The sequence below is a fragment of the Ruegeria sp. AF8 genome (assembly GCF_056541825.1).
Map to the genome: position 1 here is coordinate 1 of NZ_JBQFYW010000004.1, position 16,288 is coordinate 16,288.

At 59.3% G+C, this 16,288-nt stretch carries 14 protein-coding genes and 1 tRNA gene; 5 read left to right on the forward strand and 10 right to left on the reverse strand.

Annotated features, from left to right (window positions below):
- Positions 1 to 14 precede the first annotated feature (14 nt).
- Positions 15 to 91, forward strand: a tRNA-Met gene (locus ACR0AO_RS08865).
- Here the strand turns inward: ACR0AO_RS08865 and ACR0AO_RS08870 are convergent.
- From ACR0AO_RS08870 to ACR0AO_RS08885, 4 genes are all read right to left on the reverse strand, one after another.
- Positions 48 to 1,748 (reverse strand): recombinase family protein, encoded by a 1,701-nt coding sequence (locus ACR0AO_RS08870; RefSeq protein WP_480603158.1) that lies wholly within the window; start codon positions 1,746 to 1,748, stop codon positions 48 to 50. The two genes, ACR0AO_RS08865 and ACR0AO_RS08870, sit on opposite strands and share 44 nt — an antisense overlap.
- A gap of 564 nt (positions 1,749 to 2,312) precedes the next feature.
- Positions 2,313 to 4,544, reverse strand: a complete 2,232-nt coding sequence (locus ACR0AO_RS08875) for an AAA family ATPase (protein ID WP_480602638.1) — start codon at positions 4,542 to 4,544, stop codon at positions 2,313 to 2,315.
- 85 nt (positions 4,545 to 4,629) lie between these two features.
- Positions 4,630 to 5,544, reverse strand: coding sequence for a GIY-YIG nuclease family protein (locus ACR0AO_RS08880; protein ID WP_480602640.1), 915 nt, complete (start codon positions 5,542 to 5,544; stop codon positions 4,630 to 4,632).
- Between the two features lie 156 nt (positions 5,545 to 5,700).
- Complete coding sequence (locus ACR0AO_RS08885; protein WP_480602643.1) at positions 5,701 to 6,198, reverse strand: hypothetical protein; 498 nt, start codon at positions 6,196 to 6,198, stop codon at positions 5,701 to 5,703.
- Positions 6,199 to 6,860: 662 nt separating this feature from the next.
- On the opposite strand from ACR0AO_RS08885, the gene ACR0AO_RS08890 reads away from it, so the two are divergent.
- Positions 6,861 to 7,799, forward strand: coding sequence for a tripartite tricarboxylate transporter substrate binding protein (locus ACR0AO_RS08890; protein WP_480602647.1), 939 nt, complete (start codon positions 6,861 to 6,863; stop codon positions 7,797 to 7,799).
- Positions 7,800 to 7,848: 49 nt separating this feature from the next.
- Here ACR0AO_RS08890 and ACR0AO_RS08895 read toward each other — a convergent pair whose 3' ends face one another.
- Complete coding sequence (locus ACR0AO_RS08895; protein WP_480602650.1) at positions 7,849 to 8,754, reverse strand: LysR family transcriptional regulator; 906 nt, start codon at positions 8,752 to 8,754, stop codon at positions 7,849 to 7,851.
- A gap of 112 nt (positions 8,755 to 8,866) precedes the next feature.
- Here ACR0AO_RS08895 and speB point away from each other — a divergent pair, with 112 nt between their 5' ends.
- From speB to ACR0AO_RS08910, 3 genes are all read left to right on the forward strand, one after another.
- On the forward strand, positions 8,867 to 9,904 hold the full coding sequence (gene speB, locus ACR0AO_RS08900; protein WP_480602654.1) for an agmatinase: 1,038 nt from the start codon (positions 8,867 to 8,869) through the stop codon (positions 9,902 to 9,904).
- A 359-nt stretch (positions 9,905 to 10,263) separates the two neighbouring features.
- The gene (locus ACR0AO_RS08905; RefSeq protein ID WP_480602656.1) at positions 10,264 to 11,835 is read left to right on the forward strand and encodes a plasmid recombination protein; all 1,572 of its coding nucleotides are present in this window, start codon (positions 10,264 to 10,266) and stop codon (positions 11,833 to 11,835) included.
- 19 nt (positions 11,836 to 11,854) lie between these two features.
- The gene (locus tag ACR0AO_RS08910; RefSeq protein ID WP_480602658.1) at positions 11,855 to 12,007 is read left to right on the forward strand and encodes a hypothetical protein; all 153 of its coding nucleotides are present in this window, start codon (positions 11,855 to 11,857) and stop codon (positions 12,005 to 12,007) included.
- A gap of 60 nt (positions 12,008 to 12,067) precedes the next feature.
- Here the strand turns inward: ACR0AO_RS08910 and ACR0AO_RS08915 are convergent, their stop codons facing one another.
- The 5 genes from ACR0AO_RS08915 to ACR0AO_RS08935 form a co-directional block, all read right to left on the reverse strand.
- Positions 12,068 to 12,637 carry a carboxymuconolactone decarboxylase family protein gene (locus ACR0AO_RS08915; RefSeq protein ID WP_480602660.1) on the reverse strand — a complete coding sequence of 190 codons (570 nt, stop codon included), beginning with the start codon at positions 12,635 to 12,637 and terminating at the stop codon, positions 12,068 to 12,070.
- An 85-nt stretch (positions 12,638 to 12,722) separates the two neighbouring features.
- Positions 12,723 to 13,232 (reverse strand): YHS domain-containing (seleno)protein, encoded by a 510-nt coding sequence (locus ACR0AO_RS08920; protein WP_480602662.1) that lies wholly within the window; start codon positions 13,230 to 13,232, stop codon positions 12,723 to 12,725.
- A gap of 36 nt (positions 13,233 to 13,268) precedes the next feature.
- Positions 13,269 to 14,132, reverse strand: a complete 864-nt coding sequence (locus ACR0AO_RS08925; protein ID WP_480602664.1) for a cysteine hydrolase family protein — start codon at positions 14,130 to 14,132, stop codon at positions 13,269 to 13,271.
- A gap of 177 nt (positions 14,133 to 14,309) precedes the next feature.
- Entirely contained in the window at positions 14,310 to 14,774 is a 465-nt protein-coding gene (locus tag ACR0AO_RS08930) for a nuclear transport factor 2 family protein (protein ID WP_480602666.1), read from the reverse strand.
- 500 nt (positions 14,775 to 15,274) lie between these two features.
- Positions 15,275 to 16,279 carry an AraC family transcriptional regulator gene (locus ACR0AO_RS08935; protein WP_480602668.1) on the reverse strand — a complete coding sequence of 335 codons (1,005 nt, stop codon included), beginning with the start codon at positions 16,277 to 16,279 and terminating at the stop codon, positions 15,275 to 15,277.
- Positions 16,280 to 16,288 lie beyond the last annotated feature (9 nt).

Genomic DNA, 16,288 nt, shown 5'->3' on the forward strand with positions numbered 1-16,288 from the left:
CCAGCACTAAGTGTCGCGGGATGGAGCAGCCCGGTAGCTCGTCAGGCTCATAACCTGAAGGTCGCAGGTTCAAATCCTGCTCCCGCAACCAGCGTTTCCGACCAAGCCTCCGCAAAAAGCGGGGGCTTCTTCGATTCCGCCGCCCCCAAAGACATCAGACCTGCCAATTCTCCAACAAGTTCAAGCTGATGACCGCCCGGCGCGTCAGCGTCCGGAACCATCCGCACCTCCGAAATCAAAGCCCGCAGCGACGCCGTTGCCTCCCGCCGCACCTCTGGTGCATTCAGGGACCCAGCCAGATCTTCGATCAGCTCCCGGTACCGCGCCGACAGGCTCGGGTGAAGCCGCAGAGCAGGGGGTTCCGGGTTGTCCGCGATGACCGCCTTCAGGCGGGCCTTCTCCCTCTCCAGTTCAGACATCTTGTCCTTCATTGAGGCGGTATACATGCCGTCCTCAATAGCGGTCAGGATGTTTGAGATCCGGCTCTCCACCTTCTTGAGGGAGTGTTCGGCCTTCTGCCGGTCCTGGCAGGCCCCCGCGGCGGCGTCGTTGAACGCCTTGCGGTATTCCTCCGCGAACTGCGCCAGCAGGTCCGGTGCCAGCAGGCGCTGCTTCAGCCCGGAAAGCACCCGCTCTTCCACTTCTGCCCGGCCGATGGTGGCGCGGTTGGTGCAGACCGCAGCACCCTTGTTGCGGGCACCTGCGCAGCCGTAGCGCGTCTTGTTGATCAGCGTGTAGCTGGCGCCGCAGCATGCGCAGCGCAGGAGGCCTGACAGCAGATAGGTTGGGCGGCGCGCGCGTTCCAGCCGGGGCCGTTCCGTCAGAACGCCTGCCGGGTTCATTGCCTGCCGCACTTCCCCCTGGCGCGTCTTCACCGCCTGCCAGAGCTGATCATCAATGATGCGCAGGCCGGGGACATCCTCCGTGATCCAGTCTTCGGGCGGATTGAGGCGGGACAGTCGTTTCCCGCTGTCGGGGTTGGTATCGTAGGTCAGCCGGTTCCAGACCAGCCGTCCGATATAGAGCTCATTGTTCAGGATGCCGGTGCCGCGTTTGATGTTCCCGGCAATCGTCGAGGGGTTCCAGACTCCGGTGCCCTTGCCGCTCTGGGGAGCAGGCACTGCTTCGGCGTTCAGCGCGGCAGCGATTGAGCGCGCGGAAAGGCCGTCTGCGTAATCCCGGAAGATCCGGGTGATGACGGCGGCCTCGTCTGGCTCGATCTCCCGGTCGCCGGTGCTGAGTGTGCCGTCGGGCAGGATCTCACGCTTCACCCGGTAGCCGTAGGCAATCCCGCCAGCAGATTTGCCCCTGGCAATGCGCCCCTCCAGCCCGCGCCGTGTCTTCTGGGCCAGGTCCTTGAGGAACATGGTGGACACCAGCCCGCCGACCCCGACCTTCATGTCATCCAGCTCATTCTCTGAAGCCGTGTGGATCTTGACTCCGAAGAAGTTCATGCGCTTCAGCAGGCTTGCGGAATCCGCCATGTCCCGCGACAGCCGGTTCTGGCTCTCGGCGGCAATAACGTCGATCCCGCCGCGTTCGGCTGCCTGGATCAGGCGCTGGTATCCCGGGCGCAGGGCATTCTTGCCGCTGAGCGCGTGATCGGTGAAAACTTCCTTCACCTGCCACCCTTTCTGTTCGCACAGGCGGCGGCACAGCCGGATCTGGTCCTCGACCGATGTGTCTTTCTGTTTGTCTGTGGAGTACCGGGCGTAGATGGCAGCGCGGAGACCGGGTGTTGCATTCATGGATTATTCCTTCGAAGGCGGTTGGCTCCTCTGCGCCGCGATGTCTTCCTGGGCAGCCTGGCGGGCGAGGAGCTGGATGATGTGCAGAAGCGGGTCCGCGCAGTCGGCCCGGCCGTTTGTCTGAGATGTGCCGGAGAGACAGGCTGTCTCCTGGCAATTGACATAGCTCTTCTGGTCCCGTGCCATCGGCCGAGGTCTCCCGCCGCTCCCGGGCCGGTGCCCGGGGCGATTTATTGATGATGCTGGTCTGGCGGGGTACTGCTCCGCCGGCTGTTGGCTTCATTATAGCGGGTGCGGGAGGGCGGCGGGCCCCGTGAAAGGGGGGAGATGCCGCCCCGGGGCCGGGTTTATGTGGACAACCAGCCTTTTGGGGTGGTTTGCGGGGGGCGGAGAGCTGAGGTGCGCGCCGTTGCGGCCGGACCGGCGGCGTTTGCCGCGTGGGCAAAACCTTTCCGGAAGGGAATTATCCGGATTTTGGACCAACCGGAGCCTGCACCGCGGAAGTTTGCACATAAGAATTGTGCAAACCTCGCGGCGGCGGCGCGGCTTGGTTGGCGGGCGCATCTACTGGTCCAGGACCTGCTCTGGGCCATTTTTGCGCGGCACGTCGCGCAGCCAGGACCGGACCACCTTGGCATCGAACTCTCGTTTCTGCACCAGGTCTTCAGCCATGTCCTGCAGCAGCTGCTGATGGGGGTACAGCAGCGCGCGTGCGTGGTCCTCCGCGTAGTCGAGCTTCTCACGGAGGCGTTTGCGGTCGGGTTCTGCAAGTTGGGCTGGATCCTGCGGTCCAAACCAGCCGTTGCCGAAGGCGCCGAGTCCCAGCTCGTGGTCCACTGCCAACGCAATCCGCGCAGCCTGTGCCAAGTCGGACGTGGCGCTGCCGCCAGCGCCCGCGGACACATTCCCAAAGATGAGCCGCTCCGCCGCCCGCCCCGCGAGATGGACGTAGAGCTGACGGTCGAAATCTGACGCCAGACCCGGATTCGGGGGAACATCCCGTTCGATTGTTCCGCCTGCGGCAGCAACCCGGACCTGCGTGATCGCCTCTCCGAAGATCCAGGCGGCGATGGCATGGCCGCATTCATGGACGCAAATGCGGTAAAGCAGGCCGTGGTTCTCCTCCAGCTCCCTGACACCGAGATGGCGGCGCAGAAGCTGCAGATCGAGCGGGCAGCCGCTGTGCCGGGCTTCACTGCGGGCAGAGCGCACCGCGGCGTCCACGTCGGCGGCGGTCTTGCCAATGCAGTCCCGTGCCAGCTGCTGCAAATCCTCCTCTTGGACCGCGTCCTGCAGCCGCTCAGCAAGGAGGTGCTGCAGCATCGCCATGCTTGGCAACGGCATCTCGATCTTGATGTCAAACCGCCCGGCTCTCAGCACCGCGGGGTCGATGTGCTGCGGGTGGTTGCAGGCACCAACCACCATGATCCCTTCCTCCAGACCGATGCGGTCCATCTGCTCCAGGAGACCAGCGATCACCTGCGATCCATATCTGCTGCCGTGGGTGTCGCCGCTGGTGCGCGAGCTGATCGCGTCGATCTCATCGATGAAAAGGATACAGGGCGCATTCTTCCGCGCGTCTTCGAAGCTTCTTCGCATCGCTAGCAGCAGGTTGCCCAAATGACCGGCGCTTTGCCATTCCGCGCAGCTTGTTTGGACGCAATTGACAGCGGCGCTCCGGCCCATCGCGCGGGCGAGATGGCTTTTGCCGGTGCCCGGCAGGCCAAAAAGCAGCAAGGAGTGCGGGATCTCATTCCAGGCCACGTCGCCTTCGGCCCAGAGCCGCAGGTCTGCAACCAGTTGCCGGGCGGTGTCATAGGTCGGGCCGATGCCGGTGATCTCTCTTGGTGGTGTTCCGGCTTCGGGTTCCGGCGTTGCCGGGGCGGTAAGTGCCTGGGACAGGCGCTGAGCCATCTTCTTCGCTGTGGGCGCACGCAGGGCGAATGAGAGTGCGGCGGTGGAGAGCTCTTGCAACTGGCCGTTCGGGGGCAGCGCGGCGCGGGTGGCGGCTTCATCGATGCGGCCCGTGCGGCTGTGCGTCTGGCGCAGCAGGGCGATCAGAAAATCCGCGTCCACTTGCGGCAATGCCAGCTGATGACAGTGCTCCGCCACCAGCGGCGACGGCAGTGCCATCTCATCCGGCAGGCAGATCCACAAAGGCTGGCTGTGCGCTAGACCCTTGATGATCAGATCGTGCAGCTCATCAATGTGTTGCTGTTCAATCGCACCATCGCGGGCACTGGGGACAGCGAGGGTCACGCGCTGGTTCAGTTGCACTTGGCGCCGGGCATCATAGGCCTGCCAGCCCGGCGGCAGCAGGGCGTGGTTGAGGAGGTTTTCCACGTTGGAAAACCCGGAGGCAGGAACGTTGCGAAGGATCAGCACGGCGCCACGGGCAAGCTGCGTGTCCACCGCAGCCAGGGAGCCGAAGGCCGCGGCGATCCGCAGCAGAAGAAGCAGCTTGTCGGCCGGCAGGTCTGTGTGCGGCAGCCAGCGACCTGTCTCATCGCAGGCAAATGGGTCGGCGCCTTCCTGCTCCAGGTGTTCCCAGAGTTCTGGCGGCAGATGCCGCGCGTTCGGGTGCTCGCTCAGATGCTGCAGCAAAGAATGGGGCTGTTCCGTGGGCGTGGACACAAGCGGCTCCTCGGTGTCGGCACCGTCGGCTGGCGCGTCTTCTTTGAGTGTCTTGCGCCGCGTCTGCTGCAGCTCTTCGCAGTAGAGATGATAGCGGCGGGCGCAGTCTTCGGCGAACTGCCACCAATCAGGGCGCGCGGGGGAGTGGTTGGATTGGTTCATGGAAAGCCTCCTGTGAACAGGCAAAAGGGATCGGGCGCCCGGTGAAACCGGGCGGGAAACGTTGAAAATTGAAGGGTAGGGGCGTTTAGCTGTCTTCTTCCGCTTGGATGGCGTCGAGCATCGCGAAGATCACTTGGCACACATCCGGAAAATAGACCTCACTTTTGACCCTCAATTCACCGGCGTAGAGGTCTGGCGGCGCGACGCTGTCGGGGTGCTCTGCCTTCAACCGCGCATGCAGGCCTTTTTCAATTTGCACAGCTGTGTGGCCGGAGCTGATGGGAACTGTCCGCAGGACCTGCGCCTCCGTCTCCCTGCTCCTCAAAATCTGGTGGTAAAGGCGGGAGACGGGATCGCGGCTGTAGCCCAGCTTGATCAGCTTGGCGCCATTGGCGAGTTTAAGCTGCATGACGTAGAGAAAGCTTGGCGCACTGCTCCAGCCCTCGCCGCAGTTGCTGCATTGAAACCGGCCAGTCTGCATGTTGGCACGGGCAATCCGCTGAACATGGCCGCAGGCCTGATGCTGGTACAGGCGGTAGTTCTGGTTCCTGTTCGGATCCGGTCCAATCAGCTCCCAACCCTGCGCGGAGGCTTCTTCTTGCTCCTTATGCTGCTGGCAGAGTTCGCACCGTACGTCGCAGACGCCTTCGGCGGCACGCTTCACCATCTCAAATTGCCGGCGCAAGTTATGGCCGCAGGGGGCGATATAGTGGGCATAGTGACGGTCTTCCGGATCGCGGCCTGCCCACTTCAAACCTGCGGCCACAGCGTCGGTCTGCCACCGGTCTTGAATGCAGTGCGGGCACTGCGGCTGGCTGTTCATAAGAACAAAGATCTTGCTGGCATGTGTCCGTCGGCAGGTGTGGCAGGACAGGAGCAGGTGATAGCGGTCCTTGACCCGCTGCAGGATGCCGAAGCCCTTAGCTTCGGCGGCGGCGCGCCAGTGGGGGTGAATGGTGAGCGGGAAGGCGGCGGACGTGGCGGTTGATGTATGGGTCATTGAGAACTCCGTTTGCGCAAGGCGGGAGAGAGGGCAGGCGCCGCATATGGGGCACCTGCCGGGAAAATCTGGAATTGGGCATGACGCGGCCGGGCGCAGGCGGAGAGATCCGCTGCGGTGGCCAGGTCAGGTTGTGTCAGGAAGGGATTGGGCGGATCAGACCGGCGCGAAATCCGGAGCTGTCACTGCCATCTCCACCACGGCGTCGACTTGCCGCGCCGCGCGGTTCAGCGCTTCGCGGACACCGGGATCATCGGTAGTGAAAAGGTCCCGGTGCTCATGCATCAGCTGCTGGAATCGAAGTGCCTCGTCCAGGCTCTCAGATTCGATCAGAAAGTGCAGCAGCATGCTCATGCGCTGCATTGGCAAATCTTCGGCACTGACCATCTGTGCGGTCAGGATGTCGCCGCTGAGTTTAAGGCAATCCTGCCATTTGGCTTCTGCGGCCTCTTGGATACCGGTGGATGCGGGATCCCACGAAAGAGCGTGCGACAGATCACGCTCCAGTTCGAGGGCTTCATCCACTGCTTTGGTCAGCGTGTCGAAGGTGCGGGTGATGAAGGTGGGGCTGTCATTTGCGGCAGATGCCGGCCACAGGGCTTTTGCCGCGCCGGGGCGCGTGATAACGGGGATGGTAGTCATGCTGGTCTCCATAGCCGAGGTCAGTGTGATTAGGACGGTAAGGTGGTAACGACACCTCTACCGTCCGCATATTGAGCATATGCGTTATATGCAGCATTGTCAATATGCTGCATATCGCTTAATGGTGTCCTATGGCCAAGCAGACAGTCTACCCAGTAAAGAAACTTGTGAATCTGACAGAAGAACAGGCAAAACGTATTGCCGACTTCAGGTTCGAAAATCGCTTGCAGTCAGAAAATGAAGCTATTCGGCGTTTGATCGAGATTGGCTTGGATGCCAACTTGGGAAGCGGAGATCAGAAGTAACGACCCTGATTTTTACGTCGTATTTGCTCTTTTTTCTGAGAACCAGAAAACCCAAAGCCAGGAGTCACCCGAAGCTCCCGGTTGGGCGTGTCCGGCAGACCAGTCGGCCGAATTGGTCCACAGCACTCTTGAGCTTGTACCGAAGACCAATTGCGGAAATCGCTATATTCGTGGACACGTCAGAGCCAGGTGCCATGGGTGATACTCGCAAAATTTCGAAAGTGAAGTTTCTTTCTTTTTAATTTTTCAACCTAATTCAGCATGCTCTCTTAGCTGCCAGTGGAGCCTTTCGCTTTGCTTCCGGCTTCCAACGCTGCCGGCAGGTGACGCGCAGCACAGAAACCGGGCTCTGTGGCAAGGGAGTAGACCATGAAAAATCCGATGCTGAAACTGGCAGCAATTGCCCTCACCGCATGCGTGGGATCTGTACCCGCGGCATTTGCCGATTACCCCGAAAAACCCGTGTCGTTCATTGTTCCGTGGCCTCCGGGAGGAGAGGAAGATGTGCTGACCAGGATGATCGCAACCGAGTTCCAGGACTTGTATGGCGTGCCTGCGGCCGTTGTGAACAAGCCGGGCGGCGGCGGCGGGCCGTTTCCCGGTGCGCTGGACGTGGCGGCGGCGCCTGCCGATGGGTACACCGTCGGGTCTTTTGTTATCGGGGTGCCGGTGGTCGGACCCACGCTTGGCATTCCGGAATTGTCTCCGAACCCGTTTGTTCCAGTTGGCGTCTTCATGACCTATCCTTTTCTGATCGTGGCAGGAAAGGATGCACCTTACAACACAATGGAAGAACTGGCGGCCTATGCCCGGGAGAATGATGTCACGCTTGGCCATTTCGGTGCCGGGCTGGTGCCGACCCATGTCACCTTCGGGCTCGCTGAAGAACTGGGCTTTGAGTTCGGCTCGGAGGCCGCCTATGACGCGCTGGATTGCAATACGCTGGCGTCCGGCGATGTGGATGTCATGAATTCGGTGGCAGCACTTGTTGCGCCGTGCCTGTCCGAGATCAAGGTGCTGGCCAGCGTTACGGACGAGAGGGTGTTTCTGACCCCTGATGTTCCCACAGTTTCGGAAATCGCACCCTCTCTGGATATCGTCCTGTGGAACGGTCTGTTTGTCCCCAAGGGAACGCCGGAGGACATCATCGCCAAGATCGAAGCGGCCGCTGTCCGGGCGATGCAGAGCGAGGAGGCGCAAACTTACGTGCAGACAAATGGCGCCCAGATTTACTGGAAGAACCGTGCCGAAACAGAGGCACTGATCGAACGGGACATTGAAACCTTCAGTGCGCTGACCTCCGAGTGAGGGGCATCACTCTGCAGCGGCGCGGCGAAAAGGCTCTGCCGCTGCTACGCTATTCAGCGCTGTGTGCATCCAGCAAATCGGAAATAAAGACATCCACGACCTTGTTGTCCCGCCCGCCGCGCCTGGTGATCAAGTGGAATTCCAATTCTGTGGCGAACCTGCCGGGCAGGATTGGGCAGACCATCCCCTTGTCTTCCCATATCTGTGCGAAATGCGTCGGCAGGAACCCAAGGTACTGTCCCGAAAGAACAAACAGCATGGCTGCATCCATGTCCTCAGTGAACACAGACGGTGAGGGCAGGGCGGAAGGTTTCTCCAGGACCTGCTCCAGTGCGGTGCCGGAGGACACCATGGCATGGCTGCCAATTTCCTGAAGCAGGCGGCTTTCATCGGTGATCTGCGACAGCGGATGAGCGCAGGCGCAATAAAGCGCAACGCGCTCAGTGAACAGCCGGGTGTAGTCCAGACCCGGTATCCGGGCAGGAAACAAGCCGATGCTCAGATCATAGCGGCCGTCCAGCGTGCGGCTTTGCTGATCGGCGGAGCGGGTTTCCTCCAGTCGGAAGGTTACCTTGTTGGGGCGTGTCTGAAACTTGCGGACCGCCTCCGGCAGGCGGAAGGCGGGATTGGTGGCCATATTTGCCTGCAGGCCGATCTTCACCTCTCCGACCAGCCGGTTCTGGATCTCTGCGGCGGCGAGGTTGAAATTGCTGAAAGCCCCCAGAACCGTTTGAGCAGCCTCATAGACCGCTGTCCCCTGGTCGGTGATCCGGAACCCTGAGCGGCCGCGCTGGCACAGGGTCATGCCCAGCTGCTCTTCAAGCTCTTTCATCTGGATGCTGATTGTGGCCGCGGACATGTTCAGAACGCTCTGCGCGGCAGCAAACCCGCCGCAGTCGACAACCGTCACGAACACCCTGAGCTTGCGGATCGAGTTTTCGTGGAGGCTCAGCACGGCGCATTCCTTTGGCAGTAGTAAAGTATGATTTGTATATTTTGAATTTATCAAAGTGGTTTTTTCAAGAAAATCTGAACCTGCCGGAAAACTTGGACGGGAAGTGAACCTTATGACCGCGATGAACCTCGACCGCCTGCGCGCGCTGGCGGAAAAATCCGATCTCAACGACCAGGCTCTTCAGGCTTATCTGGACAGCGGAGTGGCGCATGGCGGCGACAAAAGGGAGCATGTTGCCCCTTATGCGGGGATTTCCTCGTTTTTGCGTACGCCGCTGCAGGACGGGTTCGCCGGCCTTGATATCGCGATGCTCGGCGTGCCCTTCGATCTGGCGGTGACAAACCGGCCTGGTGCCAGGTTCGGGCCTCAGCAGGTCCGGGAACTGTCGGTTCTGGCTGCGGGTCCTAAAAACCATGCAACCGGAGTCATTCCGGGTACGCTGGCGCGTTTCGCCGATTGCGGCGATGTGCCGATTGCGAGCACCTACAATCTGGAACAGGCAACTCAGGAAATCGAAGACTATTACCAAACGGTCGCAGACGCAGGCGTCATGCCGCTGTCAGTCGGCGGTGATCATTCGATCAGCTATCCCATTCTCAAGGCTATCGGCCGCGACGCTCCTGCCGGACTGATCCATATTGACGCCCATGCCGACACCGGGGGGCCATTCAACGGATCCCGTTTTCACCATGGCGGGCCGTTTCGCAATGCGGTCCTGGCGGGTGTCCTGGACCCGGAACGCACGGTTCAGATCGGCATCCGGGGCCGCGCGGAACCACATTGGGACTTCTCTTATGACAGTGGCATGCGGGTGATCCATATCGAGGAGTTCTACCAGATGGGCTTGGACAATGTGCTGGCGGAGGCCCGCAGCATTGTTGGCACAGGTCCCACTTACATCTCCTTTGATGTCGACAGTATCGACCCGGCTTTCACGCCGGGAACCGGAACACCGGAAATTGGTGGGCTGCTGCCGCGGGAGGTCCAGGCTTTGATCAGGGGGTTCCAGGGACTGAACTTGATTGGTGCGGATGTGGTAGAGGTTTCTCCGCCGTACGATCGGTCGGGCAACACCGCTCTGGTCGCGGCAACGATCCTGTGGGAACTGCTTTGCATTCTCAGCTTTGCTGCATCGGAAAAGAAACGGTGAAGCACTGGATCAGTCCTCCCGGAAGACAGGTTCCAGAGAACACCAGCAGGCAACTCAAACCAAAACAAGCCACCTGAAAGTTCTTCAAGTGCAAGGCCGGGAACCGGCCGCGCAAGCACCCGCAGGGCTGCTGGAGCGCCTCCCCGGCGTAAGGGGCAGACGAGGTAGCTTCAGCTACCTATAGTCTGTCTCTTTGGGGAGCTTTCCCGCGCATTTGTGCGCCTGTCTAAGCTGCCCAAAGAGACAGAAAAACTATATGGCAAAATAGCTTATCCTCAAAATGAAGAGTTTCTGAGGCGGATCCGCGTTTTGCGTTTTCGCCGAGGCCGCGTACCCAATGAAAAAAGGAGTACCGCCTCATGGCCTACCAATACGTCCACGTCGAAACTTATACCCGGAAGCCGAAGCTGGTGAAGGGCACGAAAGATCAGCTTAACTCCGTTCAGCAGGTCTTCGAGGAAGCGCAGAGGTACCTGCACTATTGCAAGCATATAGAGAACCCGCGTGCGCCGGTTCCGGTTCTGAGTCTCGGCGCCATCCCAATCAGCGAACTGCAGGCGCTGCATGACCGGCGCTGCTGTGAAATACGTGAAACAGTTACGGCGTCGTCCGGCAAGAGCTACACCCGCAGACTGCGTTCTGATGCGCCGACCTTGTACACAGAAGTTCATTCTCATCCAATTGCAGCCCGCGAGTTTCTGGCAGACCGGAAAAAGCACCAGCCGGTGATCAACAGATGGGCGAACCTTGCCTTGCAGGACTTCCGTAAACGGATGCCGCGGGGTATCCAGTTTGCTGCGACGTTCCACCTGGATGAGGCGAATGTGCATATGCACATCCTGGCGCTGAACATGAACGATCCGCGGCTGGATGCCAACAAGCTGCACGCCGGCAAAGTGGCGGCGGCGGATTACCGGGCCAGGCATGAGAAGCCGCGGACACTCTCGTCCCTGCCGAAGCCAGAATTGAAGCCGAAGCCGCGGAAACCAAAGAAGCCGCGCCCGAGCAAGAACCGGGTCACCCAGAAAAAGAATATGGCAAAACATGAACGGGCATTGGCTGAATGGGAGAAAGCCTGCGCCAGGGCGGAAGCTGCCAATGCCAAAAAGCTCGAGGCGTGGAAGAAGGAGAACGGGCGGCATCTGCATGCCGCCCGGAAGAAGCGGAAAGAAAAGAACCCTGAAAAGGAAGCGTTTGATGCTGGGATGATACGCTTTCAAGACCGCTACTACGAAGCGGTCGGCAGGCCCTGCGGGCTTCTGCGCAAGGGACCGGGCCACGAGCGCCTGACCACAAAGCAATACGCTGCGCGCAAGGCCGGTGCCAAAGCCCGCGCGGAAGAGCAACTGGCGAACCTTCGGTTCGAGACCCAGCTGGAAGTGCGAGAGCAGGCGCTGGAAGCGCAGGCCAAGGCCTTGGCAGAAAAAGAGAGCCGCCTTGCGGCAGAATATATTGCAATGAAAAAGAAGGAGGCAGAGGTCAGGGAAAGAGAAAAAGCGTTGGCGAGCCGGGAGAAGGAGGTTGAGGACAGGGAAAGATCGATAAAGGGTCAGGAAGAAAGGGCGGGAGCTGTTCAAAAGCGGGTTGAAGCAATTTCTTTAGGATTGGAATTGATCCGCCGTGATCAATTGCATTGGGTGGCCGGCAATGACGGGCGTGGAGGCAGGCTGGTGGCCGGCCCACGCGGCGGTCCGGAACGGCCGCTGCCGCTCAAGCTGCATGCACGGCTGTCGCCGGCGATGTCGCTCCTCGAGATCCTTTTGAAGATTATCGCGGAAATCATCGAGGATGCGCTGCACGAGCATCGCAGGGCGATTGCCAGGGATGCGCAAGCTTTGGCAGAATGCCGGCAGAAACTGGACCTGCCGGAGGATCCAATGGTTGCTGCAATCTTCCAGCGCAATGATCCAGGCGAGAGGTTTGAGGTTTAGTTCCGGAGAGCCGCTCAGATTGATAGAGTTCGACAAGGGCGGAAATCAGTCACTCACTGCGCGAAGCTTCAATGCTAACTACCGGGACAATGCCGACATTCACAACTTCGAAACCTATGGCTGGTCTTGGTTTGCAACGCTGAAGTTGGAGGAGAAGACGCCCGCTTTCTGATACTGGAGATCCAGTCTGACGGGCAGATGACCTGACAAGATCACTACCCGCCAAATCCGGTCATTCTGCTGCGTTTTGGGTATCTACGTCCCAAACATTTGGCAAAAATGCCTCGTCGAGCGCAGTATCTGCAACGTGGTTTGTATAATTCGACAGGATCTTCAGTGCGGTACCTAGGATCACTTCCAGCACGGTTTGCAATGTATAGCCCGCCGCCAGGAATGCATCCAGCTGCGCTTCGCTGGGCCAGCCACGGTTTTCGTTGATGGCAATGGCAAACTGGCGAAGCGCCTCAAGCTTGGCGTCAGCGATTGGAGTGTCATTGCGCAGTGCATCAATTATGTCTCCGTCCACTCCAGCCATCTGCGAGAGCGTAGTGTGTGCCGCCATGCAGTACTTGCAGCCGTTGAGGCGATTGTTGGTCATTAGAATGATCTGCCGCTCAGTTTCCGACAACCCGGTCTTTCCGAAGATAGCCGAAAGGCTCATGTACCCTTCGAGGATTGCCGGGGCCTCGGCCATTGCAGCATAAAGGTTCGGGATGAACCCGTATCCTTTCAGAGCTGCCTGCAAGATAGGCCTGGCAGCGTCAGGTGCCGTTTCGACGGTGTGTTTTTTAAAACGGGTCATGGGTGTTTCCTTAAGTGACAAGGGGCGCGGCAGACACTGCTGTGGCCCCCGCCGCCGCTTTTCTTTTTTGGGGGGTAATTGTTGACTACAGGTCGCTCACAGGGGTATTGACGATGCCGGGCCATTTGGCTTGGGCGCCTTCGATGACCGCCGCCTTGTCTTCGAGAAATTTCGCAAAAATTGCCGCATTCACGAAGAGATAGAGCTTGTCGTCAACAATGTCGGCGTAGCGGGCATCACCGTCGAGTTTTTTGCCCACGAAGACGCCAAAGGCACAGAAGCCCCCGAACTGCGGCAGATGAGCCGCCGGGTCGGCGTCGAATTCGGACTGGGCTGCCGCGGAGGCAAAGTAGTAGTCCACACCATCATGCTGGGAGGTGAATTCCGCATTGCCTTGTTCAGGGCTCCCTCCATGAAACATCGATACAGGGTCAAAACCGTGCATACCCAGTGGCTGGCCTGACAGGGTCAGGCTGTTGGTGACGCTATATTCGTCGGCAGCCAGTACCCAGGTCGCAAGCGACAGTGTAATGACAGAAGACGAAACGAGAGTGGCGGCCCAGAAACAAACCGACTTCAGAGTGCTATTGGTCATTTTCTTCTCCAGAGAACAGGGGGAAGGAGCTGCGCGTCAGGCGCTATTTCCAATCCGGGTGACAGCGTCTTCGGTCCACCACACACCGTTGGCCACCATGCGGAAGTTGATCAGTGCGGCAAGGTATCCGTCCCCTTCCGGAACTTTGGCCCCAGCGGTTGCATCACGGACAACGGCGACCTCGTAGCCCAATTCAAGCAGGTCATAGAGATGCGCCTGCGTGCAGAGGTTGGCGGACATTCCCGCAAGGATCACTTTGTCGATCCCGCGTTTGCGCAATTGCAGGTTCAGGTCGTTTTGCGCCGGGCTGTAGACCTTGTGAGGGGAGCACACGATGGTCTCGCCGTCTTCGATGTATTTTTTGTATTGCGGCATCCAATCGGCGCCCGATCCCTCGAAGTTTTCGAGGTTCAGCGGACCGAGGCGGTCAAACATGCCAATTTTGTGCATCGTCGCTTCCAACGTGCCCTCGAAGTTCCACTTATGGTCATGCGGGTAGTAGTAATGCGGTGAGATGAAGACCGGCATGCCCGCTGCCTTGGCCGCGATAAAGAGGCGTTCGATGTTGTCGACGGTACCCTGTTCCGTGACGCTTTCACCCACAACCCCCCAGGTCACTCCGTCCTCTGACAGGAAGTCGATCTGCGGATCGGTGACAACAAGGGCCGTGCGTCCAGGTTCAATTGTCATGTCGATTTGCGGCAGGCCTGGGTTTTCAGGATCAGCGTACTGAACCTTGGCTGCATCGGTTGCGGCCGCGGCTGTTTGGCCAATGACGGACGCAGCCCCCGCAGCACTTGCGGCGGCAACACCTGCCAGTAGGCGGCGGCGTGCAAGATCGACGCTTTCCTGTGTGTGTCCGCACCCGCAGTTGTGTTTATGTTCGTGACCGAAACTCATGAGAAGTCTCCTTTTTTAGAGGTGGATGCAGGACATTGGGGTCCTGCTTTGAAGGTGCAGAGGTTTGGGCAAAACTCTGCTGTTCACAGCCGATGCAGCTGTGTTGCCGGTGTTAAATTTTCTTGCTTGCAGGACCGGTGCAGGGTTGCGCTACGGCTTCGCTAAGTCTTCAGGTTCCTAAAGGCCCAGTTCCGTCAGACCTTTATGTTCCAGGGGGCGTGCTGCATCCGGCCAATGGAACAGACGCTGCGCTTCATCGATAGGCAGGTCATTGATCGAGGCGACCCGCCATTTCATCAGCCCGTCCTCGGCGAATTCCCAGTTTTCGTTTCCATAGGACCGGAACCATTGGTCACTGTTGTTGCGCCATTCATAGGCGAACCGCACCGCAATGCGGTTGCCGGAAAAGGCCCAGAGCTCCTTGATCAGGCGGTAATGCTGTTCCCGGATCCATTTGTCGGTCAGAAACTTAATGATGGCGGGGCGCCCGGTCATGAACGTAGACCGGTTTCGCCAGACACTGTCGGCCGTATAGGCAAGTGCAACCTTTTCCGGATCTTTGGAATTCCAGCCATCTTCGGCCATGCGGACCTTTTCAATGGCAGTTTCGCGGGTGAACGGCGGCAACGGCGGGCGTGTCATTTTACTTTCCTTTTGGTGATTATTGTAGGGACTGCATCAAAGGGTGCATGAGGCCGGCAAGGTTCAAAGTGACGCCCCTGGTGCCCCGGCAAGCCTTACGATCTCAGCGATGGACGCGAGAACCGGCCAAACACTGCAAATGAGCCCCAGAGCGAGTACCCTTTCATTGGACAGCTTCTTGTAGGGCCTCAAAGTGCCGCGGGATGACGAAGGAGGAGAAGCAGAAATAGAGCCGGAAAGGCTGCGAACGCGATGGCTGGGGGGACAAGGCATGCCCGGCAATGAAGGCCGGTTGGGGAGGACAGACTTTTCGGAACGTCTCATTCCTGCTTCTCCGGTTGGAGGTCTGCCTTGACTGTGTCAGATAGTGTCCTGACGTCTGAGTGCTGGCATCCCTCAGGGACTGATGAAACCAATTTAGGACCCGGGGCGCTTTGGGTATTGGCCGTTTCTGCCAAGCTTTTGGCACTGTCTGCCAATCCCTGCTGGTGCCTGGCATGTTACAGCGAAAGCTGCCGGAACTGCGCAGGTGCCTCGCCAACCCAGCGCTTGAACGCTCTGCTGAATGTGCTTTGTTCGGAAAACCCGGTCAGGAACGCGACTTCGGCGATGGAGCAGCTGCTGCCGGTCAAAAGTTCCTGCGCCAATGACAGCTGCGCATCCCTCAGGACATCCCTGTAGGACAGGTTTTCATCCGCCAGGCGGCGATAAAAAGTGCGTTCACTCATACCCATTTGCACTGCTACATCCGAGGCTTGCGGCACCCCTTCGCTTAGCCGCGACGCCAGATGATCCAGAACTTCTTCTTTTAGGGAACGCGATCCGGACAGGTGCTGGATTTCCGTGTCCAGGTGCCGAACAAGGAAATCGGAAATGCCCTGATCTCCCAATTTGTTTGGTCTGTTTAAAATGTCAGGCGCCAACGCGAGCGCGTTCCGGTTCGCTCCAAACAGGACCGTGCAACCGAAAAAGGCCTCAAAACGCGCGGGGTCTCCTCGGCAGCCATGCTTGAAGGAAACGTGATCCAGTTCGACTTCGCCGATGCCAAAGGTTTTGATTTTCTCTGCCATGGCGGCAAGCGCACATTCATCCCGGAGCTGGAGTGCCGGGTGATCAGGGGTGCAGGTTTCAAGCGAGAACAGAACTGGAGCGGATTCTTCATTCAAGCGGTAAACTGCGGTGTCTGTGACCAACCGGAAATAGCGCTCCAGGCGCAGCAGACTATCCCGGAGGGTCGGTGCGGATTTCGCCGCCAGGCCCAAAGCGCCAAGATCGTTGCTGCGGAGTTCCCGCGCATAGCTGAAGACAAGTTCAGGGTCGTCCTTCTTCTGTTTCTGCAGCCAGCCGACTAATTCGAAATAGGCACTGTCTGGGATCTTGTGCGCGGTGGAGCTGTTCAGGCGGAACAGGATTTCTCCTCCGCTCAGAACCTCTCCATCCGCATTCAGTTCAAACCCCGCCGCGCGGGTTAAGGTGGTCGCAAATACAGATGCCACGGATGCCATTTCGGATTC